23 protein-coding genes and 2 pseudogenes are annotated in these 25606 nt (G+C 73.0%); 9 read left to right on the top strand and 16 right to left on the bottom strand.

Going from position 1 to position 25606, the window contains the following annotated elements; all coding sequences use genetic code 11:
• From AD017_RS22870 to AD017_RS22855, 4 genes are all read right to left on the bottom strand, one after another.
• Complete coding sequence (locus AD017_RS22870) at positions 1 to 1047, bottom strand: phosphotransferase family protein (protein ID WP_010225457.1); 1047 nt, start codon at positions 1045 to 1047, stop codon at positions 1 to 3.
• Between the two features lie 49 nt (positions 1048 to 1096).
• Complete coding sequence (locus AD017_RS22865; protein WP_010225459.1) at positions 1097 to 1531, bottom strand: DUF3037 domain-containing protein; 435 nt, start codon at positions 1529 to 1531, stop codon at positions 1097 to 1099.
• Positions 1528 to 2409, bottom strand: a complete 882-nt coding sequence (locus AD017_RS22860; protein ID WP_174521763.1) for a HipA family kinase — start codon at positions 2407 to 2409, stop codon at positions 1528 to 1530. Before AD017_RS22860 ends, AD017_RS22865 begins: the two co-directional genes overlap by 4 nt.
• A 209-nt stretch (positions 2410 to 2618) precedes the next feature.
• Positions 2619 to 3086 carry a DoxX family protein gene (locus tag AD017_RS22855; RefSeq protein WP_060575505.1) on the bottom strand — a complete coding sequence of 156 codons (468 nt, stop codon included), beginning with the start codon at positions 3084 to 3086 and terminating at the stop codon, positions 2619 to 2621.
• 493 nt (positions 3087 to 3579) lie between these two features.
• Here AD017_RS22855 and pgi point away from each other — a divergent pair, with 493 nt between their 5' ends.
• Both pgi and AD017_RS22845 read left to right on the top strand, forming a co-directional pair.
• Complete coding sequence (gene pgi, locus AD017_RS22850; protein WP_227013347.1) at positions 3580 to 5259, top strand: glucose-6-phosphate isomerase; 1680 nt, start codon at positions 3580 to 3582, stop codon at positions 5257 to 5259.
• Entirely contained in the window at positions 5256 to 5954 is a 699-nt protein-coding gene (locus tag AD017_RS22845; protein ID WP_060575504.1) for a phosphatase PAP2 family protein, read from the top strand. The genes pgi and AD017_RS22845 overlap by 4 nt, the downstream gene beginning before the upstream one ends.
• 11 nt (positions 5955 to 5965) lie before the next feature.
• Here AD017_RS22845 and AD017_RS22840 read toward each other — a convergent pair whose 3' ends face one another.
• A complete protein-coding gene (locus AD017_RS22840) occupies positions 5966 to 6523 on the bottom strand; it encodes a hypothetical protein (protein WP_060633697.1) in 558 nt (185 codons plus the stop codon).
• Positions 6524 to 6560: 37 nt separating this feature from the next.
• The gene (locus AD017_RS22835; protein WP_060576555.1) at positions 6561 to 7367 is read right to left on the bottom strand and encodes an Fpg/Nei family DNA glycosylase; all 807 of its coding nucleotides are present in this window, start codon (positions 7365 to 7367) and stop codon (positions 6561 to 6563) included.
• 54 nt (positions 7368 to 7421) lie between these two features.
• Here AD017_RS22835 and AD017_RS22830 point away from each other — a divergent pair, with 54 nt between their 5' ends.
• Positions 7422 to 9266 (top strand): NHL domain-containing thioredoxin family protein, encoded by a 1845-nt coding sequence (locus AD017_RS22830; RefSeq protein ID WP_227012559.1) that lies wholly within the window; start codon positions 7422 to 7424, stop codon positions 9264 to 9266.
• A gap of 7 nt (positions 9267 to 9273) precedes the next feature.
• Here AD017_RS22830 and AD017_RS22825 read toward each other — a convergent pair whose 3' ends face one another.
• Together AD017_RS22825 and AD017_RS22820 are read right to left on the bottom strand one after the other, a co-directional pair.
• Positions 9274 to 9915: a response regulator transcription factor gene (locus tag AD017_RS22825; RefSeq protein ID WP_029239243.1), complete on the bottom strand. Its 642-nt coding sequence runs from the start codon at positions 9913 to 9915 to the stop codon at positions 9274 to 9276.
• Positions 9916 to 9935: 20 nt separating this feature from the next.
• A complete protein-coding gene (locus AD017_RS22820; RefSeq protein ID WP_010225476.1) occupies positions 9936 to 11393 on the bottom strand; it encodes a sensor histidine kinase in 1458 nt (485 codons plus the stop codon).
• A 193-nt stretch (positions 11394 to 11586) separates the two neighbouring features.
• Between AD017_RS22820 and AD017_RS22815 the strand changes: the two genes are divergently transcribed.
• A complete protein-coding gene (locus AD017_RS22815) occupies positions 11587 to 12744 on the top strand; it encodes an acyl-CoA dehydrogenase family protein (protein ID WP_010225479.1) in 1158 nt (385 codons plus the stop codon).
• A gap of 36 nt (positions 12745 to 12780) precedes the next feature.
• Here AD017_RS22815 and AD017_RS22810 read toward each other — a convergent pair whose 3' ends face one another.
• The gene (locus AD017_RS22810; RefSeq protein ID WP_060575502.1) at positions 12781 to 13353 is read right to left on the bottom strand and encodes a TetR/AcrR family transcriptional regulator; all 573 of its coding nucleotides are present in this window, start codon (positions 13351 to 13353) and stop codon (positions 12781 to 12783) included.
• Between the two features lie 104 nt (positions 13354 to 13457).
• Positions 13458 to 14114: pseudogene (locus AD017_RS22805) on the bottom strand (transposase); the annotation flags it as partial.
• Positions 14115 to 14283: 169 nt separating this feature from the next.
• On the opposite strand from AD017_RS22805, the gene istA reads away from it, so the two are divergent.
• Complete coding sequence (gene istA / locus AD017_RS22800; protein ID WP_060576553.1) at positions 14284 to 15771, top strand: IS21 family transposase; 1488 nt, start codon at positions 14284 to 14286, stop codon at positions 15769 to 15771.
• The gene (gene istB, locus AD017_RS22795; RefSeq protein ID WP_060575501.1) at positions 15768 to 16535 is read left to right on the top strand and encodes an IS21-like element helper ATPase IstB; all 768 of its coding nucleotides are present in this window, start codon (positions 15768 to 15770) and stop codon (positions 16533 to 16535) included. The genes istA and istB overlap by 4 nt, the downstream gene beginning before the upstream one ends.
• 42 nt (positions 16536 to 16577) lie before the next feature.
• Here istB and AD017_RS22790 read toward each other — a convergent pair.
• Positions 16578 to 17171 (bottom strand): annotated as a pseudogene (locus AD017_RS22790) (IS110 family transposase); the annotation flags it as partial.
• 224 nt (positions 17172 to 17395) lie between these two features.
• Between AD017_RS22790 and AD017_RS22785 the strand changes: the two are divergent.
• Positions 17396 to 18307 (top strand): SDR family oxidoreductase, encoded by a 912-nt coding sequence (locus tag AD017_RS22785; protein ID WP_060575500.1) that lies wholly within the window; start codon positions 17396 to 17398, stop codon positions 18305 to 18307.
• Positions 18308 to 18379: 72 nt separating this feature from the next.
• Here AD017_RS22785 and AD017_RS22780 read toward each other — a convergent pair whose 3' ends face one another.
• Positions 18380 to 18778 carry a cytochrome c oxidase subunit 4 gene (locus tag AD017_RS22780; protein ID WP_010225485.1) on the bottom strand — a complete coding sequence of 133 codons (399 nt, stop codon included), beginning with the start codon at positions 18776 to 18778 and terminating at the stop codon, positions 18380 to 18382.
• A gap of 14 nt (positions 18779 to 18792) precedes the next feature.
• Positions 18793 to 19743, bottom strand: a complete 951-nt coding sequence (locus tag AD017_RS22775) for a cytochrome c oxidase subunit II (protein WP_082398877.1) — start codon at positions 19741 to 19743, stop codon at positions 18793 to 18795.
• A gap of 303 nt (positions 19744 to 20046) precedes the next feature.
• Here AD017_RS22775 and asnB point away from each other — a divergent pair, with 303 nt between their 5' ends.
• Complete coding sequence (gene asnB / locus AD017_RS22770; protein WP_010225489.1) at positions 20047 to 21993, top strand: asparagine synthase (glutamine-hydrolyzing); 1947 nt, start codon at positions 20047 to 20049, stop codon at positions 21991 to 21993.
• Positions 21994 to 22065: 72 nt separating this feature from the next.
• On the opposite strand, the gene AD017_RS22765 is transcribed toward asnB, so the two are convergent.
• From AD017_RS22765 to AD017_RS22755, 3 genes are all read right to left on the bottom strand, one after another.
• On the bottom strand, positions 22066 to 23001 hold the full coding sequence (locus AD017_RS22765; protein ID WP_010225491.1) for a carbohydrate kinase family protein: 936 nt from the start codon (positions 22999 to 23001) through the stop codon (positions 22066 to 22068).
• A 137-nt stretch (positions 23002 to 23138) separates the two neighbouring features.
• The gene (locus AD017_RS22760) at positions 23139 to 23495 is read right to left on the bottom strand and encodes an iron-sulfur cluster assembly accessory protein (protein ID WP_010225492.1); all 357 of its coding nucleotides are present in this window, start codon (positions 23493 to 23495) and stop codon (positions 23139 to 23141) included.
• Between the two features lie 135 nt (positions 23496 to 23630).
• A complete protein-coding gene (locus AD017_RS22755; RefSeq protein ID WP_060575499.1) occupies positions 23631 to 24758 on the bottom strand; it encodes a glycerate kinase in 1128 nt (375 codons plus the stop codon).
• Between the two features lie 37 nt (positions 24759 to 24795).
• On the opposite strand from AD017_RS22755, the gene AD017_RS22750 reads away from it, so the two are divergent.
• Positions 24796 to 25461, top strand: a complete 666-nt coding sequence (locus AD017_RS22750; protein ID WP_010236880.1) for a DUF3043 domain-containing protein — start codon at positions 24796 to 24798, stop codon at positions 25459 to 25461.
• The last annotated feature ends 145 nt before the right edge of the window (positions 25462 to 25606 follow it).

The following is a 25606-nucleotide window of genomic DNA, read 5'->3' as shown; positions in this document are numbered from 1 at the left end:
TCAGCCCGCGAGCTCGGCCAGCGCGGCCTCGGCGTCGGCGAGCACCCCGAGCCTGCGCCGTTCCAGCGTCGCGCCCGACTCCGCGCCGGCACCCATGTTCCCCTGCGCGTAGCGGGTCCAGACGCCGGTGCCGATGCAGGCGCACCGCCAGTACGCGAACGCCACCCAGTACGGCAGGTCGTCCACCGGGCGGCCGGACCGCGCGGCGTAGCGGCCGGCGATGCCGTCGCGTTCCGGCCAGCCCGGCGCCGCGGTCGGGCCGCTCGTGATCGTGTGCCGGGTGTCGCCGGGGCGCTCCCAGGACGCGACGAGCCAGCCGAGGTCGGCCAGCGGCTCGCCGAGCGTCGCGAGCTCCCAGTCGAAGACGGCCGCCACCCGGCCGTCGCGGTAGGACAGGTTCCCCGGCCGGTAGTCGCCGTGCGCGATCCGCGGCCCCTCCGCCGGGTCGGCGGGCATCCGGGCGAGGAGCTGCTCGTGCGCGGCGTCGATCGCGGCGAGATCGGTGAAGGCGCCCGAGTGCGCCTGCCGGTGCCAGCGCCGCAGCTGGCGTTCGAGGTAGCGGCCGGGCCGCCGCAGGTCGTCCAGTCCGACGGCGCCGGGATCGACGGCGTGCAGCGCGGCGAGGACGTCGGCGGTGTCCAGCCCGCAGGCCTCGCGCTCCGGCTCCGGGATCGGGTCGCCGGACGCCCGGTCGCCGGGGACGACGCCGTCCACCCAGCTCATCAGGTAGAAACCGGCGCCGATCACGGCGGTGTCCTCGCAGTGCGCGACCGGCTCCGCGACGGGGACGCCGGTCCCGGACAGCGCGGTGAGGAACCGCCACTCCCGGCTCATGTCGTGCGCGGTGGCGAGCACCCCGCCGGTCGGGGGGCGGCGCAGCGCGAACGGCGTGCCCTCGGCGTCGACCACCCGGAAGGTGAGGTTGGAGTGCCCGCCGGAGATCCGCTGCACGGCCACCGGCCCGTCACCCGTCACCACCCGCGGGGCCTCGGCGGCGAGCCAGCGGGTCAGGGCGACCGGGTCCACTCCGTCGTGCGTGTCGGCCATCCCCCGATCCAACATGATCGTCGCCGGACGGGCCAGGCGTCCGGACCGGTCACCCGCCGAGGGGCAGCACGAGGCGCTCCAGCAGCCGGTCCGCCTCGGCGTGCGGGTCCGCGGTCAGTCCGGTGTGGACGGGCCCGGGCCGGACGATCGTGCTGCGTGCCGTCGTCAGCCTGCGGAACCGGCGTCCGATGTCCTCGCCCGCCCCCGGGCCGCGGGCGGCCAGCGCGCCCGTGGCGTGCCGGTCCGAGCGGGGCGGCTCCGGCACCGCGGCCACCGCCGCGATCGTCTCCAGCACGTCGGCGACGGCGTCGGCGTCGCAGTGCGGGTCGAGCGCGGCCAGCCGCTCCCGGTCCAGGTGCACCCGGACGGCGAGGACGTCGCGCCGCCGGCAGTGCAGCAGCACCCCGGCGTTGACCGACTCCCCGCGCTCGACCCGCGGAACCACCTGCAGCAGGGCGTACTCGTAGGTGACGAGGTCGCTCACCGGCCCGCACCGCCGTCCACCCCGCCGATCCGCAGCCACGACGGGCGGCGCGGCTCGCGGTCCACCGGGCGTGGCCGGCCGGCGCGCACGGTCTCCCGCACCCCCGGCAGCCACTCCGCGCGCCGCTGCACGCGGCCGAGCAGTGCCGTCACGTAGGCGTCGCGGACGGCCTCCGCCGAGTCGAAGCCCGGCTCCCCGTCCAGCCACCCGCCGGGGACGAGGGCGAGCACGTCGTCCAGCAGCGCGCGGGTGACCAGCGGCGCGAGCGCGGTGTCGGCGGCGTCGAGGTCGGGCCGGCAGCCGAGCAGGACGTGGTCGCCGGCGTCGAACGGCTTCGCCGGGAACCGCGACGCCGACTCCCAGCTGTGCGCGAAGGTGAGCGTCGCGCCGTGGTCGATCAGGTACGGACGCCGGTGCCAGAGCAGCATGTTCGAGTTGCGCCAGGAGCGGTCGACGTTGCCGACGAGCGCGTCGAACCACAGCACCCGCCCGGCGAACTCCGGGCCGACGTCGAACGCCAGCGGGTCCAGGTCGAGCGCCCCGGGCAGGAAGTCGATCCCCAGGTTCAGCCCGGCCGAGGAGCGGAGCAGCTCCTGGACCTCCTGGTCGGGTTCGGTGCGGCCGAGCTCGCCGTCGACGTCGACGGTGACGATCTCGGGGACCGGTAGGCCGAGCGCCCGGGCCAGCTCACCGGCGACGATCTCGTTCACCAGCACCGACCGGCCCTGGCCCGCACCGGTGAACTTCACCGCGTAGCTGCCCAGGTCGTCGGCCTCCATCAGGCCGGGCAGCGAGCCGCCCTCGCGCAGCGGGGTGACGTAGCGGATCGCGGTGACGTGGCGCAGGCCCTGCCCGCGCGGGTCCGGTCGGGACAGCACGCGCGGAGGCTATCCGGCGCCCATCCGCACCCGCGATCGAGATGCGAACGGCCCGCACCCCGTGGCGTCGGGATGCGGGCCGTGATCGCGCCGGAGCGGTCCTGCGGGGCCGGGCGGGGCCGGGCGGGGCAGAGGTGGGGCAGAGGTGGGGCGGGGCCGGGCTCACCGGCCCGTCCGGCGTCGGGGGCGCACGGACGGGCCGGGAGGTCTCACACCGAGATGGTCTGGCGCGGGATGGTCTGGGTCTGCTCCATCCGGCGCTCGGCCTGGCGGGACAGCACCGTGTCCAGGCTGAACCGGCCGGCACCGGCGACCATGAAGGCGGTCAGCGCGCAGATGATCGTGCCGACCAGCGCCCAGCCGCTGTTCTCCATGAACAGGCCGTTCTGGCCGTGCACGAACCAGATGGCACCCGCCATCACGAAGATCATCAGTCCGGCGGGGACGACCATCCGCAGGCCGAGCAGCAGCGACACCGACACCACGATCTCGACGACGATCGTGAAGGACGCCGCGGCGATCGCCAGCGGGATGCCGAACTTGGAGAACACCGTGGCGGTGTCGAAGAGCCCCGCGTCGATCTTCTTCCAGGCGTGCATGATCAGGATGTAGGCGAGCAGCACACGGCCGACGAGCAGGACGACGTCCCGCGGGGTTCCGGTCAGGGAGCGGTACACGGTTCCTCCAGTACGAGCATGATCACATCGGGTGAACTGGTCACCACGTAATGCACAAGAGCTTATGAGTGGAATCGCTCTGCTCCACCCGGTTAAGCGACTCTGCGCGACGAATCGACCGCATGCCGCGACGAAAGTCGCTCGGCTCACACCTCACCGTGTGTCGCACCTCCGGAGCGCGCCGTGACCGGACGATTCGGCGGCACGACCGGTCGAGCGGTCCCTTCCGTGGTGCGTTCGCGCAGGTAGACGACACGCTGCGTGCAGGGATCGTGGGCGCCGTCACCCGGGTGCAGCAGTACTATCCGGTAACTCGACCGGGTGTCACGGACGGTTCGCAGCGATGGGCGGTCCGTCGTTCCGGACGTACCGCTCGTCCCGCCCGGGGCCGTCCGCGACGGGCGGTACCCCCGTGCGGCGCAGTACGCCGGGGACCGTCCACCGTGGCCCCGGCCCGCGCGCCCGGGGCTTGACGCTGCGGAATGATGGCCGGGTGTCCGACACGAACGACGTCATCGGCAGAGACATCACAGCGACCCCCGAGTGGACCGCGCTGACCGAGCACGCGGCGGAGGTGGAGCCCCGCCACCTGCGGGCGCTGTTCGACGAGGACCCGGACCGGGCCACCGCGCTCACGGCGTCCGGCGCCGACCTGGTCCTCGACCACTCGAAGCACCGCATCACCCGGGACACGGTCGGCCTGCTCACCGCGCTCGCCCGCGCGGCCGGGCTGCCGCAGCGCACCGAGGCGATGTTCACGGGCGAGCACGTCAACACCTCGGAGGACCGCGCGGTGCTGCACACCGCGCTGCGGCTGCCCCGGGACGCGTCGCTCGTCGTCGACGGGCAGGACGTCGTCGCCGACGTCCACGCGGTCCTCGACCGGATGGGCGACTTCACCGACGCCGTCCGGTCCGGGCGGTGGACCGGCTTCACCGGCGAGCGGATCCGCACGGTCGTCAACATCGGGATCGGCGGTTCGGACCTCGGCCCGGTGATGGCCTACGAGGCCCTGCGGGACTACGCGCAGCGCGACCTCGAGTGCCGGTTCGTGTCCAACATCGACCCCACCGACCTGTCCGAGACGGTGTCCGACCTGGACCCGGCGACGACCCTGTTCCTCGTCTCCTCCAAGACCTTCACCACCCAGGAGACGCTGACGAACGCCCGCAACGCGCGGTCGTGGCTGCTCGCCGGGCTCGGCACCGACTCCACCGACGCGGTCGCGAAGCACTTCGCCGCGGTGTCGACGAACGCGGAGAAGGTCGCCGAGTTCGGCATCTCCACCGAGAACATGTTCGGCTTCTGGGACTGGGTGGGCGGCCGCTACTCGGTCGACTCGGCGATCGGGCTGTCGCTGATGTGCGCCATCGGCAGGGAGAACTTCGCGGAGTTCCTCGCCGGGATGCACGCCATGGACGTCCACTTCCGGGAGACGCCGCTGGAGCGGAACCTCCCGGTGATCGCCGGGATGCTCGGCATCTGGTACTCGAACTTCTTCGGCTCCGAGACCCGCGCGGTGCTGCCCTACTCCCAGTACCTGCACCGGCTGCCCGCCTACCTGCAGCAGCTGACGATGGAGTCGAACGGCAAGTCCGTCCGCGGCGACGGCACCCCCGTCACGACGACGACCGGGGAGATCTTCTGGGGCGAGCCGGGCACCAACGGCCAGCACGCCTTCTACCAGCTGCTGCACCAGGGCACCCGGCTCGTGCCTGCCGACTTCATCGGGTTCGCCCGCCCGCACCACGACCTCGCGGGCGAGGGGGAGGCGGACATGCACGACCTCTTCATGGCGAACCTGTTCGCGCAGTCCGCGGCGCTGGCGTTCGGCAAGTCCGCCGAGGAGTTCGCCGCCGAGGGCACCCCCGCCGACGTCGTGCCGCACAAGGTGATGCCGGGCAACCGGCCGTCGTCGACGATCCTCGCCGAGAAGCTGACGCCGTCGGTGCTGGGCCAGCTCATCGTGTTCTACGAGCACGTCACGTTCGTCGAGGGCGTGATCTGGGGGATCGACTCGTTCGACCAGTGGGGCGTCGAGCTCGGCAAGGTGATGGCCAAGCAGTTCGGCCCGGCGCTCTACGCGGCGGACCCGCCGGACGCGAAGGAGGCCGGCCTCGACGCCTCGACGGCCGCGCTGATCGACCGCTACCGCTCCTGGCGCGGACGGTGAGCAGCGGCCCGGCGGGGCGGGCCCCCGCCGGGCGGACCGGCGGGGCGCCCGGACACCGGCCCGAACCGCGCACGACCGGGATCGTCGCCGCCCTGCTGCTGGTCACGGCAGTGTCGCTGCTGCTGATCGGCGTGAGCGGCGGGCTCCAGCGGGACGTGACGACGGCGACCGGGCTCGCCGCCGAACGGGAACCCACCCCGGTGGCGTTCGCGCTGCTCGTGACGGAGATCGGCAACACGGTGGGTAGCGCGCTGGTCGCGCTCGTCGCCGGCGGCGTCCTGTACTGGCGCGGGCGCCGCGCCGAGGGCGTCTGCCTGGCCGCCGTGCCGCTGGTCGCGAGCGCGGTGATGTCCGGGCTCAAGCGGGTCCTGGACCGGTCCCGGCCGCCGGAGCAGCTGCAGGTGCTGTCGGTGGCGAACGAGTCGCTGCCGTCCGGGCACGCGACGATGGTCGCCGCCGCGTGGACCGCGCTCGTGCTGGTGCTGTGGCCGTCGCTGACCCGGCGGGTGCGCACACTCCTGGCCGTGTTCGCCGCGCTGTGGGCGGGCGCGGTCGGGTTCACCCGGATCTACCTGGGCGTGCACTGGCTCTCCGACGTGCTCGCCGGGTGGGCGCTGGGCGCCGGGCTGGCGTTCGCCGGGGTGACGGTGCTGAGCGTCGTGCAGGCGGGCCGCCGTCCCACCGGGGTCACCTGAGCGGGTCCGGGTCAGGTGCCGCCCTCGATGTCGGCCCGCACCTGCTCGGCCCGCTCCCCCGCCGCGGCCAGGGTGCGGGCGTGCTCGTGCCAGGCCGCGACGTCCCCGCGGAGCCAGGCCGCGCGCAGCTCGTCGGCCGCGGCGGACCAGCGGCGCAGGAGCACCGCGCCCTCGGCGGCCGGACGGGAGCGCCGCATCGCCCGCTGCGCCGCGATCCCGCGGCTCATCGCCAGCATCGCGCGCATCGCCGTCGCGACCTTCCCGGTGATCTCGATCGGTACCGGCAGGCCGGCGACGGCGTGCGCACCCCGGGCGGCACGCGTCAGGAGCACCACGGCGATCCCGGCGGCCACCAGCAGGACCGGTGTCCAGAGCAGACCGGACGTGCCCGGCACCAGCAGGACGATCGTCACCAGGACCAGGACGACCGGGAACGCCCGCCGCGCCCACCGGGCGGCCCGTGACCGGGAGTGCGCCCGGCGCTGGGCCTGCAGGTCGGGCGGGCTCTGGTCGGCGCGCACGAGACCACGGTCGACGTAGAGCAGGGCGGTGTCCGATTCGTCCGGCACCCGGCGATTGTGCACGACCCGCGGGCGGCGCCGCGGCTCAGCCCTGTTCCTGCGGGCACCACCACGTCGACCGGCCGCCGACGGTCCCGTGCACCATCTCCGCCCCGCAGCGGGGACAGTGCCCGCCCGGGTGCCGGTGCTCGATCACCTCACCGGTGTGCACACCGCCGTTCGCGATCGCCCGCTCCAGCGCGCGGTCCAGGTTGCGGTGCAGCCGGTCGAGATCGGTGCGCGTCAGGTCCCGCACCGGGGTCGCCGGGGCGATCCGGGCCTGCCAGAGCGTCTCGTCGGCCAGCAGGTTCCCGACACCCGCGAGCACCGACTGGTCCAGCAGCCGGGCCTTCACCGCCGACCTCCCGCGCAGCAGCCGCTCCCGGAACACCGCGGGCCGCAGCCCCTCGGCGTCGGGCCCGAGACCGGACAGGTCGGGATCGAGCCGGACCCGGCCCAGCCGGCGCTTGTCGAACAGCCGGAACTGCCCGCCGTCGTCGAAGGTGACGGTGAAGCGGTCCCACTCGCGTTTGCGCGACTGCCGGTCGGGGCGCGCCGGGCCGCCGCCGATCCGCTCGCCGCCGGAGTTCGTGACGACGATCCGCCCGCCCATCCCGAGGTGCACGCCCAGCGCGGGCCCGGCGTCGCCGTCGGCGGTCTCGGTGTCGCACCACATCGTCTTGCCGATCCGGTGGGCCGCGGTCAACCGCCCGCCCTTCAGGGCCGACGCGATGTCGCCGGGCCGGTGCGGGCGGCACACCCAGTCGTCGCCGTCGTCGACGTCGGTGATCGTGCGGCCGGTCGCCTGCGCCAGCACCGCACGCGCGTTCTCGACCTCGGGCAGCTCGGGCATGCCGGTCAGTCTCGCGCGGTCACGGAACACCCGCGCGCCGGTCCGGCGTTGCACATGATCGTGAGCGCTGGCGAGAGCGGTGCGGCCGGGACGAGCCCGGGCGCCGAGCGGATGAAGGTACGGGCCCCCGAGCTGCGCGGGCGGCGCTGGCTCAACACCGGCGGCCGGGAGATCACCCTGGCCGACCTGCGCGGCCGGATCGTCGTCCTCGACTTCTGGACGTTCTGCTGCGTGAACTGTTTGCACGCGCTCGACGAGCTCCGGCCGCTGGAGGAGGAGTTCGGCGACGTCCTGACGATCGTCGGGGTGCACTCGCCGAAGTTCGTGCACGAGGCCGATCCGGACGCGGTCGAGGCCGCGGTGGAGCGCTACGGCGTGGAGCACCCGGTGCTCGACGATCCCGAGCTGACCACCTGGGACGCCTACGCCGCACGCGCCTGGCCGACGCTCGCGGTGATCGACCCGGACGGCACGGTCGTCGCCCGGATGGCGGGAGAGGGTCACGGGCCGGGGCTCGCCGCCCTGGTGCGGGAACTCGTCGACACCCACGGCGACCGGCTGCGCCGCGGCGACGGGCCGTACGTCCCGCCGCCCGCACCGGAGACCGCGCTGCGGTTCCCGGGCAAGGTCGCGACGCTGCCCGGCGGAACGTTCCTGGTGTCCGACACCGCGCACCACCAGCTCGTCGAGCTCGAACCCGATCTCGTCACCGAGCGCAGGCGGATCGGTGACGGCGGGCGCGGGTACACCGACGGCCCGGCCGGGAGCGCCCGGTTCTCCGAGCCGCAGGGGCTGCTCGTGCTCGACCCGTCCACGGTGTTCGTCGCGGACACGGTGAACCACGCGGTGCGCCGGGTGTCGCTCGACGACGGCACCGTCTCCACCGTGGCGGGGACGGGATCGCAGCTGCGCGAGCGCGTCGACCCGGGCGGGACCGCGGCCGAGCTGTCGTCGCCGTGGGACCTGGCGCCGTGGGACGGCCACGTCGTCGTCGCGATGGCCGGGTCGCACCAGCTCTGGACGGTCGACCCCGTGTCCGGGCAGGCCCGGGTGCTGGCCGGGACGACCAACGAGGGCCTGCGCGACGGCTCGTTCGCCGAGGCGTTCCTCGCGCAGCCGTCGGGGCTCGCCACCGGCCCGGACGGCACCCTCTGGGTCGCCGACTCCGAGATCTCGGCACTGCGCCGGGTGGACGTCGACCCGGGGGCCGGGCCCGCGGTGAGCACCGCCGTCGGGCAGGGCCTGTTCGAGTTCGGGCACCGCGACGGGCCGGCGGCCGAGGCGCTGCTGCAGCACCCGCTGGGCGTCGCCGTGCTGCCCGACGGCTCCGTCGCCGTCGCCGACACCTACAACGGCGCCGTCCGCCGGTTCGATCCGGCCGCGGGCAGCGTGTCGACGCTGGCCGAGGGGCTCGCCGAGCCCTCGGACCTGCTGGTGGACGGCGAGACGCTGGTCGTCGTGGAGTCCGCGGCGCACCGCCTGGTGCGGCTGCCGATCCCGGCCGGGTCGCTGGTCGAGGGCGGCCGGCACACCGTCCGGCGCACGCCCACCGAGCTGGGCGCCGGCGTCGCGCTGCGGATCGGGTTCACCCCGCCCGCGGGCCAGCACCTCGACGACCGGTTCGGCGACCCGACGTCGCTCACCGTCGCCGCGGACCCGCCGTCGCTGCTGCGGGCGGGGGCCGGCACCGCGACGGGGCTGACCCGCGAGCTGGAGCTCGACCCGGCCGTCGGGTCCGGGGTGCTGCAGGTCGCCGTCGCCGCTGCGGCCTGCGACGCCGCCGACGGCGGGCCCGACACGTTCGCCGCCTGCCACCGCTACCAGCAGGACTGGGGCATCCCCGTCACCGTCACCGGGACCGGCCCTGCGGTGCTCGACCTGGACCTGCGCTCGGTGTAGGCGCGGCTCAGCTCTCCACCCAGGCGAGCACGGCCATCACGCGGCGGTGGTCGTCCGACGACGGCGGCAGCCCGAGCTTGGTGAAGATCGACGAGATGTGCTTCTCGACGGCCCCCTGGGTGATCACCATGATCCGGCCGATCGCGGTGTTCGTGCGGCCCTGGGCCATGAGCTCGAGCACCTCCCGCTCGCGGGGCGACAGCTCCTCGAGCGGGTCCCGGCGGCGCCGCTTGGTCAGCAGCGCGGACACGACCTCCGGGTCGAGGACGGTGCCGCCCGCGGCCACCCGGCTCAGCGCGTCGGCGAGGTCGGCGAGCTTCGAGACCCGGTCCTTGAGCAGGTAGCCGACTCCCCCACCCGCCTCCAGGAGATCGGTCGCGTAGGACTCCTCGACGTACTGGGACAGCACCAGGATCCCGACGGCCGGGTGCTGCCTGCGGATCTCCAGCGCGGCGCGCAGGCCCTCGTCGGTGAACGACGGCGGCATCCGCACGTCGACGACCGCCACCTCCGGCCCGTGCTCGGCCACCGCCTCGACGAGCGTGGTGCCGTCGCCGACCGCTGCCAGGACCGTCGCACCCGCCTCCTCCAGCAGCCGGACCAGGCCCTCGCGCAGCAGCATCGAGTCCTCGGCGAGGACCACGCGCATCGTCATGGACCCATCCTGGGTCACGCCTCCCCCAGCCCGGCGACCGGTACCTCCGCCGTGAGGACCGTCGGACCGCCCGCGGGGCTGCGCACGTCCAGCCGGCCCTCGACGATCTCCAGCCGGTCCGCGAGCCCGGCCAGGCCGTGCCCCTTGCCGAGGTGGGCGCCACCGCGGCCGTCGTCGCGGACCACGATGCGCAGCAGGGTCTCGTCGACGGTGACGACGACCGTCGCGGACGAGGCCCCGGCGTGCTTCGCCACGTTGGTCAGCGCCTCCGACACGACGAAGTACGCGGTGTTCTCGACCAGCGCCGGCATCCGGGCGCCGGGATCGAGGTCCACGTCGAGATCGACGGGGACGGGGCTGCGGCCTGCCGCCGCGGCCAGCGCGGGCCCGAGGCCGCGGTCGGCGAGGATCGGCGGGGCGATGCCCCGGGACAGCGCCCGCAGCTCGGACAGCGCCTCGCGGCTCTGCTCGAGCGCCTCGTGCAGCAGGGGGCGGGCGCGCTCGGGGGCGTCGTCGAGGCGGCGCACGGCCGCCTCCAGGTCCATCCCGAGGCGGACCAGGCGCTGCTGCGGGCCGTCGTGGATGTCGCGCTCCAGCCGGCGCAGCGTCTGCGCCTCCGCGGCGACGGCGGCGCGGCGCCCGGCGGCGAGTGCCTGGGCCCGGGCACGCAGAGCGGCGGTCTGGTTCGTGAGCAGACCCCGGGCCAGCAGCGCGCGGACGTCGGTCAGCCACCGCACCACCGTCGGGAGCGTCACCAGCAGCAGGACGCCGAGCCCGGTGTTCAGCGCGATGTCGCCGGCCGTCGAGTGGATCCCGGTGACCGACTCGAACAGCGTCCAGACGTCCTCCCCGCGCGGCAGCGACCACTGCCAGAACACGTAGAACAGCCCGCCGAGGCCGGTCACCGACCAGACCAGCGCGACGGCGGCGGTGATCGCCCGCAGCGGCAGCGCGGCCACGGCGTGCGCGACGTCGCGCCAGCTCTGCGGATCGGCCAGCGCGCGGAACAACCGGCTCATCAGCCGTCGTCCGCGGTTGGGGCGGTAGTGGTGCGGCGGCAGCGGCCGCCCGGTCGCCGCCTCGGTGGCGCGGCGCTCCAGCTCGGCCAGGCCGCGCGCCGCGACCAGCGTCCCGACGGTGATCGGCAGCCCGATCCAGACCACGAAGGTCCCGGCCCCGAGACCCAGCCCGACGAGCACGACGACGCCGCTGATGATCGCGAGCGGCAGGCCCGTCAGCAGGTAGGCCATCTGCGCGCCCAGCCGGGTGCGGCCGGGCCAGCCCGACGGCCAGCTCACCGACTGCGGCAGGTGGCGACCGCCGTCGCGCAGCAGGTACTCGCGCAGTGCGCCGTTGCCCCAGCCCTCGAGCACGCGCACCAGGTGCGGATCGAGGGGGTTGCCGCCCGGCTCGTCGGGATGCGGCTCCCGGCGGGCCTCCGGGTCCCCGGTGGTCCGCGTCTGCTCCGGCATGGCGCTCGGTCCCTCCGGTCGGGTCGTGATCCGAGGATAGGCGGGTGGTCCCTCCGGTGAGCGGGTCGCGTGTGCCGCCCGCCGTGACCGGACCGGTGGTCCTGCTCACCCCCGCGCCGCACTCGCGCGTCCCCCGGCTGTCGTGGTGAGCTACCGGGCGGTAGCAACCGCGACGACGCGAGGAGCCTGACGCGTGGATCCCTCCGACCTGACCGACGTCCTGGATTCCGTCCGTGACTTCATCCGCACCGAGGTGGTGCCGCTGGAGGAGACGATCGACGCCGAGGACGCCGTCCCGGAGCGGATCGTCGCCCAGTGCAAGGAGATGGGCCTGTACGGGTTCACCATCCCCGAGCAGTACGGCGGCCTGGGCCTGACCGCGTCGGAGGAGGTCCGGCTGGCGTTCGAGCTGGGGTGGACCACCCCGGCACTGCGGTCGCTGTTCGGCACCAACAACGGCATCGCCGGGCACGTCCTGCTGGAGGGCGGCACCGACGAGCAGAAGGCCCACTGGCTGCCGCAGCTCGCCTCCGGCCGGGTCACGGCGTCGTTCGGCCTCACCGAGGCCGACGCGGGGTCCGACCCGTCGTCGCTCGCCACCCGCGCGGTCCGGGACGGCGACAGCTGGGTGATCAACGGGTCGAAGCGCTACATCACGAACTCCCCGGTCGCCGACGTGATCATGGTGTTCGCCCGGACCGACCCGGACGCCCCGGGCAACCGCGGCATCTCCACCTTCCTCGTCCCGCGGGACACGCCCGGCCTGTCGGTCGGCCCGAAGGACCTGAAGATGGGCCAGTTCGGGGCGTGGACCGCCGACGTGCACCTCGACGACGTCCGGGTCCCGTTCGAGAACGTCGTCGGCGGCGAGGAGGGCATCGACAACGGCTTCCTCACCGCGGCGAAGTGCCTCGCGCACGGGCGGCTGCACATCGGCGCCGTCTGCGTCGGGATGGCCGACCGGCTGGTGCACGAGACCGTCGAGTACGCGCGGACACGGGAGCAGGGCGGGAAGCCGATCGCCCGGTTCCAGCTGGTCCAGGGCCTCGTCGCGGACTCGGTGACCGACGCCCGCGCCGGCCGCGGCCTCGTCCTCGACGCCGCCCGCAGCTTCGACGACGGCACCGACATGGTGTCCGGCCCCGCCGCCGCGAAGTACTTCTGCTCGGAGATGGTCGGCCGGGTCGCCGACCGGGCCGTCCAGGTGCACGGCGGGGCGGGGTACATGCGGGGCGTGGCCGTGGAGCGCTTCTTCCGCGACGCCCGGCTGTTCCGGATCTACGAGGGCACCAGCCAGATCCAGCAGGTCATCATCGCCCGGGACGCGCTCGGCAAGGCCGCCCGCGGCTGACCGCACACCGGCGGTCCGGCCCGGCCGGACCGCCGGTCATCCCCCGGCGAGCACGCCGCGCAGCGCCGCGGACACCGTCCGGACCTCGTCCACCAGGTCCTGCTCCGCGGGCGCCTCGACCCAGCGCTCGAACGCGGTGCGGAACACGGCGACCGCCGCCTCCGCCGCCACGGTCGCCGCGGGCTCCGCCACACCGCGGTCGCGCAGTCCGCCGGCGAGCACCTGCGCGACGGTCGCCATCTTCACCAGCTCCCGCTCGCGCAGCGACGCGTTCGCCGCGAGCACCCGCTGCCGGCGTCGCGCGAACGCCCACCGCCCGCCGAACGAGCCCGCCACGTGCTCGATCGCCGCGGCCAGCGCCGGCTCCGGCGGCAGGTCCGGGCCCGCCGCGGCCAGTCCCTCGGCGAAGAGCCCCACGAACGCCTGCCCGGAGTCACCGCCGAAGAGCACCTCGCGCTTGTCGGCGTAGTGCCGGAAGAAGGTCCGCTTGGTGACCCCGGCCCGGGAGGCGATGTCCTCCACCGTCGTGCCGTCGTAGCCGTGCTCCTCGAACAGGTCCAGCGCCGAGGCGCGCAGCCGTCCCGCGGCGTCCGGCTCCCATCGACCCATGGACCGAGCCTACGTGACGACACCACATGTCATCACGGTGTACGTTGATGACACCAGATGACATCACTGGTCATCGCGTCACCGGAGGAATCCGAATGACCGTGTCAAGCCGCGATAGCGGGTTGTGGTGCGGTGATGGTGAACATCCTCCGGTCACGCAGCAGGGCCCACAGGACGTCGACCAGGCGTCTGGCCAAGGCGAGCAGAGCCTGGGTATGAAGCATTCTTTCGCTGCGTTTGCGCTGGTAGAAGGCCCGGGACGGGCCATTGACCTTGAGGCTGGACAGTGCGGCCATGTAGAACACTCGCCGCAGGCGGCGGTTGTAGCGTCGTGGGCGACGCAGGTTCCCGCTGATCCGGCCGGAGTCCTGGGGCACCGGGACGAGTCCGGCGTAGGAGGCCAGCCGCCCTGGAGAGGTGAATCCGCCCAGTTCAGGGCCGACACCGCCGTGGGTGGCGGTGAGGAACTCCGCGCCCAGGATGGGTCCGAGACCGGGCAGCGACTCGATGATCGCCGCGTCCGGGTGGGAGCGGAACACGGTGGTGATCAGCTTGTCGGTGTCCTTGATCTCCCGGTCGAGTTCCAGCAGTCGTCGGGCCAGGCCGGCAACAAGGATCGCGGTCCGCGTCTCGCTGGGCAGTGCCACGGTCTGGGCGTGGGCGACCTCGACCGCGGTGGCGGCCATCGCAGCAATACCCGGTGCCCACGCCCGATGGGCACGCAGGTACTCGATCACCCCTGCCTCGCCGGCGTCCCGGAGTGTCCGCGTACGGGCTCTGATGTCGCTGTAGGTACGAGCTGATCTGTCGTTGGTCCGGCGCGTCGGATCCAAGATCGGCTCAGGGAGGGACCACCCTCCGGGCTTGTCAGCCGCCAAGCAGACGAAACCCGGAGGGTGGTCACCCGTGATCCTGCCTGTGGAGGCATGGATGGATATCAGGAGGTTCGCCCCGCTGCGCGCGGCTGGGGCGTCGTGGAAGGAAATCGCAGCTCAAGCGGGCTGTGACTGGAGGACGGCGAAGAAGTATCTCTCGCCGGGAGCCCCGATGGCACCGCCGCGGGCGAGCTCGCGGGCGGGGACGGTGCCCAGGCTGGTGGACCCGTTCACTGACGTGATCGATGCCTGGCTCGCCGATGATCCGCGCCTGCTGGCCACGGTGATCCATGAGCGGTTGGTTGCCGACTACGGCTTCACCGGGCACTACCAGCGGGTCAAGGTCTACTGCGCCCGGGCGAGGGCACGGATCGAGCTCGAGTCCGACGCCCAGGGGCGCCCGCCGGGGCTGCACCGCCGGTTCGAGGTCGTCGCGGGCGCCCAAGCCCAGGTCGACTGGGGCGACGAAGGAACGCTGCTGGCCGGGGCCGGGCAGGGACGGAAGGTCTACTCGTTCCACATGACGTTGTCCTACTCGCGGGACCCGTTCATCTGCTTTGTCACCAGCCAGGATCTGGCCACGTTCTTCGACTGCCATCGCCGGGCGTTCGCGCACTTCGGCGGTGTCCCGGCCACGATCGTCTACGACCGGACCAAGACCGTGGTCCGCCGCCATGTCGCGCCCGGGCGTGCGGTCCCACTCCATCCGCAGGCGGCGTCGTTCGCTGAGCACTACGGGTTCGCCATCGACGTGCTCGCCGCCTACCGTCCCACCGGGAAGGGCCGGGTCGAACGTCAGGTCGCGATCGGGCGAGACCACGTCCTGTCCGGGCGGAGGTTCACATCGCTGGCGGAGCTCGATGCGGCGTTCGCCGCCTGGGTGCCGATCCGGCGCGGGCAGGTCCACCGCACCCACGGCGAGGTGATCGGTGTTCGCGCCGCCCGTGATCACGACGCCTTGGGGCCGTTGCCGCAGTTCGGATATGCGGTCACCGAGACCCACCTGCGCCGCGTCGGGCGGGACGCGTTGATCTCCTTCGCCGGATCTTCCTACTCGGTCGCCGCGAGAGCCGCCGACAGGCGCGTGACGAAGGCCGGGCAGCGGGTCGAGGTCCGGGTCGGGGTCGAGCACGTGGAGATCTGGCGGCTGCCCGTCGACAGCCCCGACCGGACCCCGATGCTCCTGGCCAGGCATCGGCTCGCGGCCGTCCGCGGACAGATGATCGTCGACCCCGCACACTGGGCCGAGCTCCCTGACGGCCACACCCGCGCCACCACCCTCACCGTCACAGACGAAGAACCTGTTGCCGCCCAACAACTCCAGGACGACCCGACATTCCCTTCGGCGTCGACATCGGCGTCGGCGTCGGCGTCGGCGTCGGCGTCGGCGTCGATGGTGTTCGGTGAGTCGCAGGCAGCACTCAAGGTCATGGTCGCCCGACGTCCGCTGGCCTATTACGACCGGCTCGCCGGGCTGGCGCCACCACCTGACCCCGCCGCTGCGGCCGGCGCCGAGAACGAGTCGTTGGTGGGTGCGGCATGAGTGAGCTGATCACCGGCAGGATCACCGCGCACGCCACCCGTCTCGGGCTGCCGCACCTGGCCGAGAACCTCGAACTGCTCGTCGGACGCGCCGAGGCCGACTCCATGGGTTACCGCGAGTTCATCGACACCGTCCTCGGTGAGGAACTCGGCCTGCGCGAAGGACGCCGGTTCCGCACCGCGCTCAAGCTGTCCGGGCTGCCCCACCACAAGACCCTCGACGAGTTCGACTTCGCCTTCCAGCCTGATCTCGACGTCCGCAAGATCCGCGATCTCGCCGCTCTGGCGTTCGTCGAGGCCCGCGGCAACATTGCCCTGCTCGGGCCGCCCGGCACCGGGAAGACCCACATCGCCGTCGCGCTCGCCGTCGCCGCCTGCCAGGCCGGGCACTCGATCTACTACACCAGCCTCGATGACTGCGTCCGCCAACTGCGAGCCGCCGAAGCCGCCGGCCGGTTCGCCCGCAAGCTCCAGACCTACCTACGGCCCTCGGTGCTCGTCCTCGACGAGGTCGGTTACCTGCCCTGCGACCGGGCCGCAGCGAACATGGTGTTTCAGCTGATCAGCCGCCGCTACGAACGCGGCTCGATCATCCTCACCAGCAACAAGACCTTCTCCGAATGGGGCCAGGTGTTCACCGACGAGGTCATCGCCACCGCGATCCTCGACCGGCTCCTGCACCACTGCGACGTCGTCGCCATCAACGGGCCCAGCTACCGGCTCAAGGACCGAGCGCTGTCCGCCGTCCCGGCAGCTGTGTCATGATCCCGTCCGGGCCAACGACACGTCAGGTCGTCCACCGACCGACACCACAGCCCGTCCCCGGACACGGAGGGCCTGGGGTGTCTGGAACCCGGTGACCAGCACCAGAGCGCTGCGGGTGGAATAGTCGAATGCCGCCTCGAGACCGGGAAAGATCGACCCGAGCAGGTCACGCAGCCGGTTGACCCCGCGCACCCAGTCGGCCATCAGGTCCTCGCGATGGGCCACGAGCCGGGCCAGTTCGGCAGTGGTCTCATCAGTGGCGGTGACCGTGGTGAGGTCGGCGCCGCGCATGCGGGCGGTCTCGGCGATGACCTTCGCGTCACGGGCGTCGGTCTTGGCCTCGCCCCGGAACACGCCGCTCATCCGGTCGACGACCCGACCGGGGACATAGACCACCTGCTGGTCGGCCGCGGTGAGGACCACCTGCAGCAGCGCCGCATAGCTGCAGGTCAGGTCGATGGCCCACCGCACGTCCTGGGCCGCTTCCGCAGCGCGGGCCAGCAACGCCTCGATCGCGGCCTGGTCGTTGCTGACCTTGCGGGAGAACACCACCTTGCCGTCGGTATCGATCGCGCACGCATGGTGCGTCCTCTTCCCGACGTCGATCCCGATCCAGATCACTGGCCGTTGCGCCACGCGCAGGCTCCTGTCGTTGCAGGTCACGCCCGTGGACAACCCGCCATCAGGTCCCTAATCAGCGACGGTCCGCACAGATCCGAATCAGTGGCCAGGCCTGTCCAGCACGACGGGGCGGCCATTCCTTCCGAGCCACCGAAGCGACAACACCTCATCAGCCACACCCCGTCGTCCCGGGCATCCGGGGCACCAACCCCGAACACCTACGACCTTAGGGACACCTCATGCGCATCCTGGTCACCGGAGCGACCGGCTGGGTCGGCTCCGCCCTCGTCCCCGAGCTCCTCGGAGCGGGTCACCGGGTCGTCGGCCTGGCCCGCTCCGACACCGGCGCGGCCGCACTCACGGACGCCGGCGCCGACGTCGTCCGGGGCGATCTGGACGATCTCGGCCTGCTGTCCGCCGCGGCCGCGGACTCCGACGGCGTCGTCCACCTCGCCTTCAAGCACGACGTGGCGTTCGGCGGCGACTTCCCCACCGCCGTCGCGGCGGACCGGGTGGCGGTCGCCGCGCTCGCCGCCCCGCTGAAGGGCACCGGGCGCCCGCTCGTCATCGCCTCCGGGCTGGCCGGGCACGCGTCCGGAGCGGCCGTCACCGAGGACGACACGGCGGACCCCGGCGACCCGACGGCCGGCCGGATGGCCACCGAGCAGGACGTCCTGCAGCTCGCGTCGTCGGGGGTGCGCTCGGCGAGCGTCCGGCTCGCCCCGACCGTGCACGGCGCGGGCGACCCCGGGTTCATGGCCACGTTCGTCGACGTGGCGCGGCGGACCGGGGTGAGCGGTCACGTCGGCGACGGGACGCAGCACTGGCCCGCCGTGCACGTCGGCGACGCCGCCCGGCTGTTCCGGCTGGCCTGCGAGTCCGCGCCGGCCGGGTCGGTGCTGCACGCCGCCGCCGAGCCGGGCGTGCCGATGCGGGAGATCGCCGGGACGATCGGCCGCGGCCTCGACCTGCCGGTGCGGCAGGTGCCCCCGGAGCACTTCGGCGGGCTGGGCACCTTCGCCGGGCTCGACGTCGTCGCCCGGAGCGACCGGACGCGGGCACTGCTGGACTGGCACCCGGCCGGTCCCACCCTGACCGAGGACCTCGAGCGGCACTACGTCCACGCCGCCGCCGGGCACGCCCACCACTGACCGGTCCCGGAACGACGGACGGCCCCGCTCCCGGATGTCCGGGAGCGGGGCCGTGGCCGTGTCGCGCGCTGCTCAGTGGTGGGCGGGGCCCCGGTGGTACTCGAAGACCAGGCCGCCCACGGCGATCAGCACGAGCGTGCCGCCGACCACGATCATCCAGACGTAGAAGAACGCCAGGCCGAGGCCGGTGAACGCGGCCGCGGCGGCCAGGCCGAGCGGCCAGTAGCTGCCCGGGGAGAAGAAGCCGACCTCGCCGGCGCCGTCGGAGACCTCGGCCTCCGGGTTGTCCTCCGGACGCTCCTCCAGCCGCCGCGAGACGAACCGGAAGTAGGTGCCGACGATCAGCGACAGGCCCGCGGTGAGCCACAGCGCGGTGACGCCGACGACCTCGCCCGCCACGAACATGTAGACGATCGCGCAGAGGATGAAGAACCCGGTGCAGATCTCGAAGATCCGGGACTCGATCTTCATGGTGTCGCCCTCCCTCAGCCCGTGACCTGCGCGGCCAGCTGGCCACGGTCGGTCGAGAACGGCTTCGTGCTGATCGCCTCCGGCGCGCACCACTCCCCGCAGTTCAGCGCCTGCAGCGCCTCCCCGGTGGTGTAGGGCTGCCCGGTCTGCGGGTTCGTCTCCTTGCGGAGCTGGATGTAGCGGTCGAACAGCGCGGGCTCGATCGCGCGCACCTCGAAGTTCATCTGCGAGTGGTACGTGCCGCAGAGCTCGGCGCACCGGCCGACGAAGGCGCCCTCGCGCTCGATCCGGTCGATCACGTAGGTGTTGTCCTGCTCGTTCCGCTCGGGGAACGGGAAGACGTCACGCTTGAAGAGGAACTCCGGCACGTAGAACGAGTGGATCACGTCGGGCGAGCGCTGGGTGAACTCGATCGACCGGTCGGTCGGCAGCACCATGATCGGGATGACGTCGCTGGTGCCGAGGGTGTTCACGGCCTGGCCGTTCGCACCGGTCTCGTCCGGGTACGAGAACTCCCAGTTCCACTGGAAGCCGACGATGTCGACGCGGAGGTCGGCCGGTCCACCCGCGGTGGCCTCCTCCTTGTCGATGTAGTTCTGCACGTTGACGGTGAAGCCGAAGAGCACGGCGACGATCACCGTGGGGATCGCGGTGAAGACGATCTCGACCGGCAGGTTGTACTGCGTCTGGCGCGGCAGCGAGCCGTCGTCGTCCTTGCGCTTCCGGTGGAAGATCATCGCCCAGAACATGACGCCCCAGGTGATGACGCCGACGACGAGCGCGGCGATCGCGGACCAGGTCCAGAGGTTCCGCATGGACTCGGCCTCGGGGGTCACCCCGACCGGCCAGCCGAAGCGGATGACCTCCTCGACCGAGCAACCGGACAGTGCCAGCAGAGCCGGCACGCCCAGCACGCCGAGCTTCGCCGCCCGGGCTATCCGGGAGCGGCCTTCGGTTCGGGCCACTGCGTGCCGCCTTCCTGTCGTCTCCTGCGTCAGCCGCACTGCCAGCACGTTCTTCCTTGCTCTGATTCCGGCACTGTCACCACGGGGCGGCCGAAGGCGATCATCGCTCACCCGTTCGGAGCACCGTCTTCGACCTCGCGTAGAGACTAGACGAACACCCCGGCCGACGCCCCCTCCGGGGTGCCCGCGGGTTCGTGTCCCACGCCACCCGCCGACGGCGGAAACCGGCAGTCTCGCAGGAGGAAGGCCGTTCGCCACCGGGGCGCGCGAGACCCGTCCGGATGACTCGTCATACTGATTCGTGTGTGCGGACTGCTGGGACTGCTGACCGCCGGGGCGGACGCCGCGACCCGGGTCGAGCCGATCGCCGACGCGCTGCGCTGTGCGCGGCACCGGGGACCCGACGAGAGCGCTACGTGGAACGACCACGATCTCGTCCTCGGGTTCAACCGGCTCTCCATCATCGACGTCGATCACTCGCACCAGCCCCTGCACTGGGGACCGGTGCCCGGTGAGGACACCCGGTACACGATCGTCTTCAACGGGGAGATCTACAACTACCCCGAGCTCCGCGAGGAGCTCATCGAGAACTACGACGCCGCCTTCGCCACCGAGGGCGACGGCGAGGTCATCGTCGCGGCCTTCCACTACTGGGGCCCCGACGCCGTCCAGCGGCTGCGCGGCATGTTCGCGTTCGCCATCTGGGACGCGGTGGAGCGCGAGCTGTTCGTCGCCCGCGACCCGTTCGGCATCAAGCCGATGTTCCTCGCCACCACCGCGGCGGGCACCGCGTTCGCCAGTGAGAAGAAGTCGCTCCTCGCGCTCGCCGGCGAGCTCGGCATCGGGCTGGACCTGGAGCCGGCGGCGCTGCAGCACTACCTGACGCTGCAGTACGTCCCGGAGCCGATGTCGCTGAACCGCATGATCTCGCGCGTCGAGTCGGGCACCCACGTGACCGTGCGGCCCGGCGAGGAGCCGCTGCACCAGCGCTACTTCGCGCCGAAGTTCGTCTCGCTGCCCAGCCACGCCCCGGCCAGCGCCGAGGCCGAGGCGATCGTGCACGGCGAGATCGCCGACGTGCTGCGCGACTCGGTCGCCAAGCACATGCGCGCGGACGTCACCGTCGGTGCGTTCCTCTCCGGCGGGATCGACTCGACCGCGATCGCGGCGCTCGCCAAGGAGCACAACCCGAACCTGATCACCTTCACCACCGGCTTCGAGCGCGAGGGCTACTCCGAGGTCGACGTCGCCGCCGAGTCCGCGGCCGCGATCGGCGTGCGCCACGTGGTCCGCACGGTCAAGCCGGACGAGATGATGGAGGCCCTGCCGCTCATCATCTGGTACCTCGACGACCCGGTCGCCGACCCGGCGCTGGTCCCGCTGTGGTTCATCGCCCGCGAGGCCCGCGAGCACGTCAAGGTGGTGCTCTCCGGCGAGGGCGCCGACGAGCTGTTCGGCGGCTACTCGATCTACCGCGAGCCGCTGTCGCTGGCGCCGTTCGAGAAGGTGCCCGGCACGCTGCGGCCGATCATGCGGCGGGCGTCGCGCAAGATGCCCGAGGGGATGCGCGGCAAGGACCTGCTGCGCCGCGGGTCGCTCAGCCTGGAGCAGCGCTACTACGGCAACGCCCGGATCTTCCGCGACGACCAGCTGCACGAGGTCCTGCGCGGCTACGACCCGCGCGTCTCGCACCAGGACGTGACGGCGCCGCACTACTTCGCCAGCCACGACTGGGACCCGGTCGCCCGGATGCAGCACGTGGACCTGTTCACCTGGCTGCGCGGCGACATCCTGGTCAAGGCGGACAAGATGACGATGGCGCACTCGCTGGAGCTGCGGGTGCCGTTCCTCGACCCCGAGGTCTTCGACATCGCGTCGTCGCTGCCGCAGTCGCAGAAGATCACCCACGGCGCGAACGGCACCACGAAGTACGCGCTGCGCCGGGCCTGCGAGGGGATCATCCCGCCGCACGTGCTGAACCGGCCGAAGCTGGGCTTCCCGGTGCCGATCCGGCACTGGCTGCGCGACGAGATGTACGCGTGGGCGCGGGACATCCTGCAGAACTCCGGTGCCGGGCACCTGATCGACCTGCAGGCCGTGCACCGCATGCTCGACGCGCACCGCGAGGGCCCGGTCGACCACTCCCGGCGGATCTGGGCGGTGCTGGTCTTCCTGATCTGGCACGGCATCTTCGTCGAGAAGCGGATCGTGCCGGACGTCCCGACGCCGAGCTACCCGGTCAAGATCTGACCCGCCCCGAACGGCCGAACGGCCGGTACCCGAGTGATCGGGTACCGGCCGTTCGTCGTTCCGGGGGCGGCGTCAGGCCGGGAGGACGGCGCCGATCTCGTCCGCGGCGGCGTCACCGAAGGCGTCGCGCAGGCGGGCCAGGGCGGCGGTGCGGTCCAGGGTCCACTCCTGCGGCCCGTCGGACTCCAGCACGTAGGTCGCGATGAGCGCGCCCAGCTGCGCGGAGCGCTCCACGGACAGGCCGCCGTTCAGCGCGGTGAGGAAGCCGGCGCGCCAGGCGTCGCCGACGCCGGTCGGGTCGACCTGCTGGGTCGGCGGGACGACGTCGACCCGGGTCTCGGTGCCGTCGGACTCGACGATCACCGCACCCTTCTCGCCGAAGGTGGTGATCCGGGTGCCGACCTTCGAGGCGATCTCGGCCTCGGACCAGCCGGTCTTCTTGAGCAGCAGCTCGTACTCGTAGTCGTTCGTCACGAGGAACTTCGCGCCCTCGATCAGGCGCTTCACCTCGGGGCCCTCCATCCGGGCCAGCTGCTGGGACGGGTCCGCGAGGAACGGGTAGCCCTTCTCGCGGCACTCGTCGGTGTGGCGGACCATGGCGTCCGGGTCGCTGGCGCCGATGAGCACCAGCTCGAAGCCGCCGACGCGCTCGGCGATCGGGGCCAGCTCGATCTCGGAGGACTTGGCCATCGCGCCGGTGTAGAAGGACGCGATCTGGCGCATGTCGTCGTCGGTGGTGCAGACGAAGCGGGCGGTGTGCACGTCGTCGTGGGTGTGCACGCCGGAGGTGTCGACGCCCAGGTCGTCCAGCACCTTCCTGTACTCGGCGAAGTCGGCACCCACCGCCCCGATGAGCACCGGGTTCTGGCCGAGCACACCGAGCGCGAACGCGATGTTCCCGGCCACCCCGCCCCGGCGGACCGTCAGGTCGTCGACGAGGAAGCTGACCGAGATCCGGTCGAGCTGCTCGGCGAGGATCTGCTCGGAGAACTTCCCGGGGAAGTGCATCAGGTTGTCAGAAGCGATGGATCCCGTCACGGCAATAGGCACGACGGGCACCCTACGACACGGAAACGGGCCCCGTCCCGATCATGATGATCAGGACGAGGCCCGTCCGAGCGTCTGACCTGCGGCTCAGCCCAGGATCAGTTGAACGAGTCACCGCAGGCGCAGGAGCCCCCGGCGTTCGGGTTGTCGATCGTGAAGCCCTGCTTCTCGATGGTGTCGACGAAGTCGATGGTCGCGCCCTGCAGGTACGGCGCGCTCATCCGGTCGACACCGACCTTGAGGCCGTGGAAGTCGCGGAACAGGTCGCCGTCGAGCGAGCGGTCGTCGAAGAACAGCTGGTAGCGCAGACCGGCGCAGCCACCCGGCTGCACCGCGATGCGCAGGTGCATGTCGTCGCGGCCCTCCTGCTCGAGCAGGGTGCGGGCCTTGACGGCCGCGGCGTCGGACAGCTCCACGCCGTGGGTCTGGGTGTCGGTGGCGTTATCGACGGTCATGGCTCTCCCAACAACGTGCGGGTCCGCCGTAATCCCGGGACAGGCGGCGTTCGTACCGGTGTCCATACTACGACGTCCCGGGCGGGTCCAGCGTTCCGGCGATCCCCCGTTCGCCGAACGAGGGCGTGGCGGGCGTCACCGGCTCCAGCGGGGGGCGACCCGGGCGGCCAGCTCGGCGAGGGTCCCGGCGGGGTCGGCCATCGACGCGTCCAGCCCGAACTCCTCGGCGACGCCGTGCGCGGAGTCCACCCCGGCGGCGCCGGCCTCGCGGCGCCCGACGCTCACCTGACCGGCCAGCACCACGCACGGCATCCCGCGGTCGGCCGCACCCCGGGCGACGGCGGTGATCAGCTTCCCCCGCAGCGACTGCCAGTCGAAGCTCCCCTCCCCCGTGACGGCGAGGCCGCCGGTTGCGGCCGCGGCGTCCAGCTCGGCGTCCAGGCCGACCAGCTCGCGGACCAGACCCGCCCCGGACTCCACCCGGGCGCCCAGCGCGAGCAGCGCGGCGCCGAGCCCACCGGCGGCGCCGGCCGCGGCCTCGTCCCGGACGTCGCGGCCCGCGAGCGTCGCCAGCACCCCGGCGAACACGCCGAGCGCCGCGTCCAGCTCGGCGACCGCGGCGTCGTCGGCGCCCTTCTGCGGGCCGAACACGGCGGCGGCGCCGTGCGGGCCGAGCAACGGGTTGTCGACGTCCGAGGCGGCGACGAGCTCGATGCCGCCGAGCCCGGGCGCGCCCGCGAGCCGGTCGCAGGTGGCCAGCGCCGCCCCGCCGAGCGGCAGTGGGAGGCCGTCCTCGTCGACCGGGGCGGCACCGAGCGCGGCGAGCATCCCGGCGCCGCCGTCGGTGGTGGCCGACCCGCCCAGCCCGACGACGATCCGGGTCACCCCGGCGTCCCGTGCGTCGGCCACCAGCTCACCGACGCCGTAGGTCGTCGCGGTGCGCGCCACCCCGGGCAGCCGGTCCTCGCGGGCGACGTGGTGCAGCCCGCAGGCCGACGCGCACTCCAGGTAGGCGGTGTCGCCGACCTGCAGCCACGAGCCGGTGACGGGGTCACCCAGCGGGCCCGTCACCTCGCGGCTGTGCACGGTCCCGCCGAGCGCGGTGTGGAGCACCTCGGCGAACCCGGTGCCCCCGTCGGCGAGGGGGACGATCCGGACGTCGTCGCCGGGCGCGGCGCGCCGCCAGCCCGCAGCGATCGCGTCCGCGGCCTCCCGCGCGCTGAGCGTTCCGCCGAAGGAGTCGGGAGCCACCACGATCCGCATGCGGGCGAGGCTAGCCGCGGCCCGTATTGTGAGAGCTGTGAGGTTCCTGCGCCGTTCCGAGAGCTCCGACCCGGCTGGTCAGACAGCCGTCGACTCCTCGGCGGGCACGGACGCGACGGGCACGGAGGACGACGGCGCGGACACCACGCGCCCGCACACCACCGCCGGCAAGGGCCGGGCGACGCCGAAGCGCCGTGACGCCGAGGGCAAGCGCCGCGGTCCTGCTCCGCCCCCGCCGCGTACCCAGCGGGAGGCCGCGAAGCTGGCCAAGGCCAACCGTCCCTCGAAGGACCAGCGCCGCGCGCAGTCCCTCGAGCGCCGCCGCCGGATGGACGCCGGCGACGACCGCGTGCTCCTCCCCCGCGACCGCGGCAAGGTGCGCGCCCACGTCCGAGACATCGTCGACTCGCGCCCGCACGTCATCGGCCTGTTCCTGCCGCTGGCGGCGCTCGTCCTGGTGGCGGCGCTGATCCAGAACCCGTTCATCCAGCAGTACGTCACGCTGTTCACGTTCCTGATGCTGGCCGTGATGATCGTCGAGGGGACGCTGCTGGGCATGCAGGTCCTGAAGAAGGCCCGCGCGAAGTTCCCGGACGAGGAGATCAAGGGCCTGCCGACCGGCTGGTACGCCTTCTCGCGCGCCACCCAGCCACGCCGGATGCGGGTGCCCAAGCCCCGCGTCAAGCGCGGCGACACCGTCTGAGCTCCGCCCGTGACGCACGGCCCGGCCCCCACGGGGGCCGGGCCGTCGTCGTGCCGGGGCCGTCCGGCCAGGTCAGCGGCGGTCCGTCCGGCGGCGGTCCCGGCGCGACGACGATGATCGCGCACCTTCCGGAAGCCGGCCGGAC

Origin of the sequence: Pseudonocardia sp. EC080619-01 (assembly GCF_001420995.1) — a bacterium.
GTDB lineage: Bacteria > Actinomycetota > Actinomycetes > Mycobacteriales > Pseudonocardiaceae > Pseudonocardia.
Note: the sequence above shows the minus strand (reverse complement) of the source record. Positions and strands in the feature narration are given on the sequence as shown.

Bases quoted from the DNA above. Each gene is read 5' to 3' on its own strand.
- AD017_RS22785 (WP_060575500.1), top strand. From the start codon at position 17,396: ATGCGCATCCTGGTCACCGGAGCGACCGGCTGGGTCGGCTCCGCCCTC.
- AD017_RS22810 (WP_060575502.1), bottom strand. From the start codon at position 13,353: ATGGGTCGATGGGAGCCGGACGCCGCGGGACGGCTGCGCGCCTCGGCG.
- AD017_RS22755 (WP_060575499.1), bottom strand. From the start codon at position 24,758: ATGCGGATCGTGGTGGCTCCCGACTCCTTCGGCGGAACGCTCAGCGCG.
- istB (WP_060575501.1), top strand. From the start codon at position 15,768: ATGAGTGAGCTGATCACCGGCAGGATCACCGCGCACGCCACCCGTCTC.
- istA (WP_060576553.1), top strand. From the start codon at position 14,284: ATGGATATCAGGAGGTTCGCCCCGCTGCGCGCGGCTGGGGCGTCGTGG.
- AD017_RS22835 (WP_060576555.1), bottom strand. From the start codon at position 7,367: ATGCCCGAGCTGCCCGAGGTCGAGAACGCGCGTGCGGTGCTGGCGCAG.
- AD017_RS22765 (WP_010225491.1), bottom strand. From the start codon at position 23,001: ATGCACTTCCCCGGGAAGTTCTCCGAGCAGATCCTCGCCGAGCAGCTC.
- AD017_RS22780 (WP_010225485.1), bottom strand. From the start codon at position 18,778: ATGAAGATCGAGTCCCGGATCTTCGAGATCTGCACCGGGTTCTTCATC.
- AD017_RS22870 (WP_010225457.1), bottom strand. From the start codon at position 1,047: ATGGCCGACACGCACGACGGAGTGGACCCGGTCGCCCTGACCCGCTGG.
- AD017_RS22825 (WP_029239243.1), bottom strand. From the start codon at position 9,915: ATGCGCGTGGTCCTCGCCGAGGACTCGATGCTGCTGCGCGAGGGCCTG.
- AD017_RS22820 (WP_010225476.1), bottom strand. From the start codon at position 11,393: ATGCCGGAGCAGACGCGGACCACCGGGGACCCGGAGGCCCGCCGGGAG.
- AD017_RS22830 (WP_227012559.1), top strand. From the start codon at position 7,422: ATGATCGTGAGCGCTGGCGAGAGCGGTGCGGCCGGGACGAGCCCGGGC.
- AD017_RS22760 (WP_010225492.1), bottom strand. From the start codon at position 23,495: ATGACCGTCGATAACGCCACCGACACCCAGACCCACGGCGTGGAGCTG.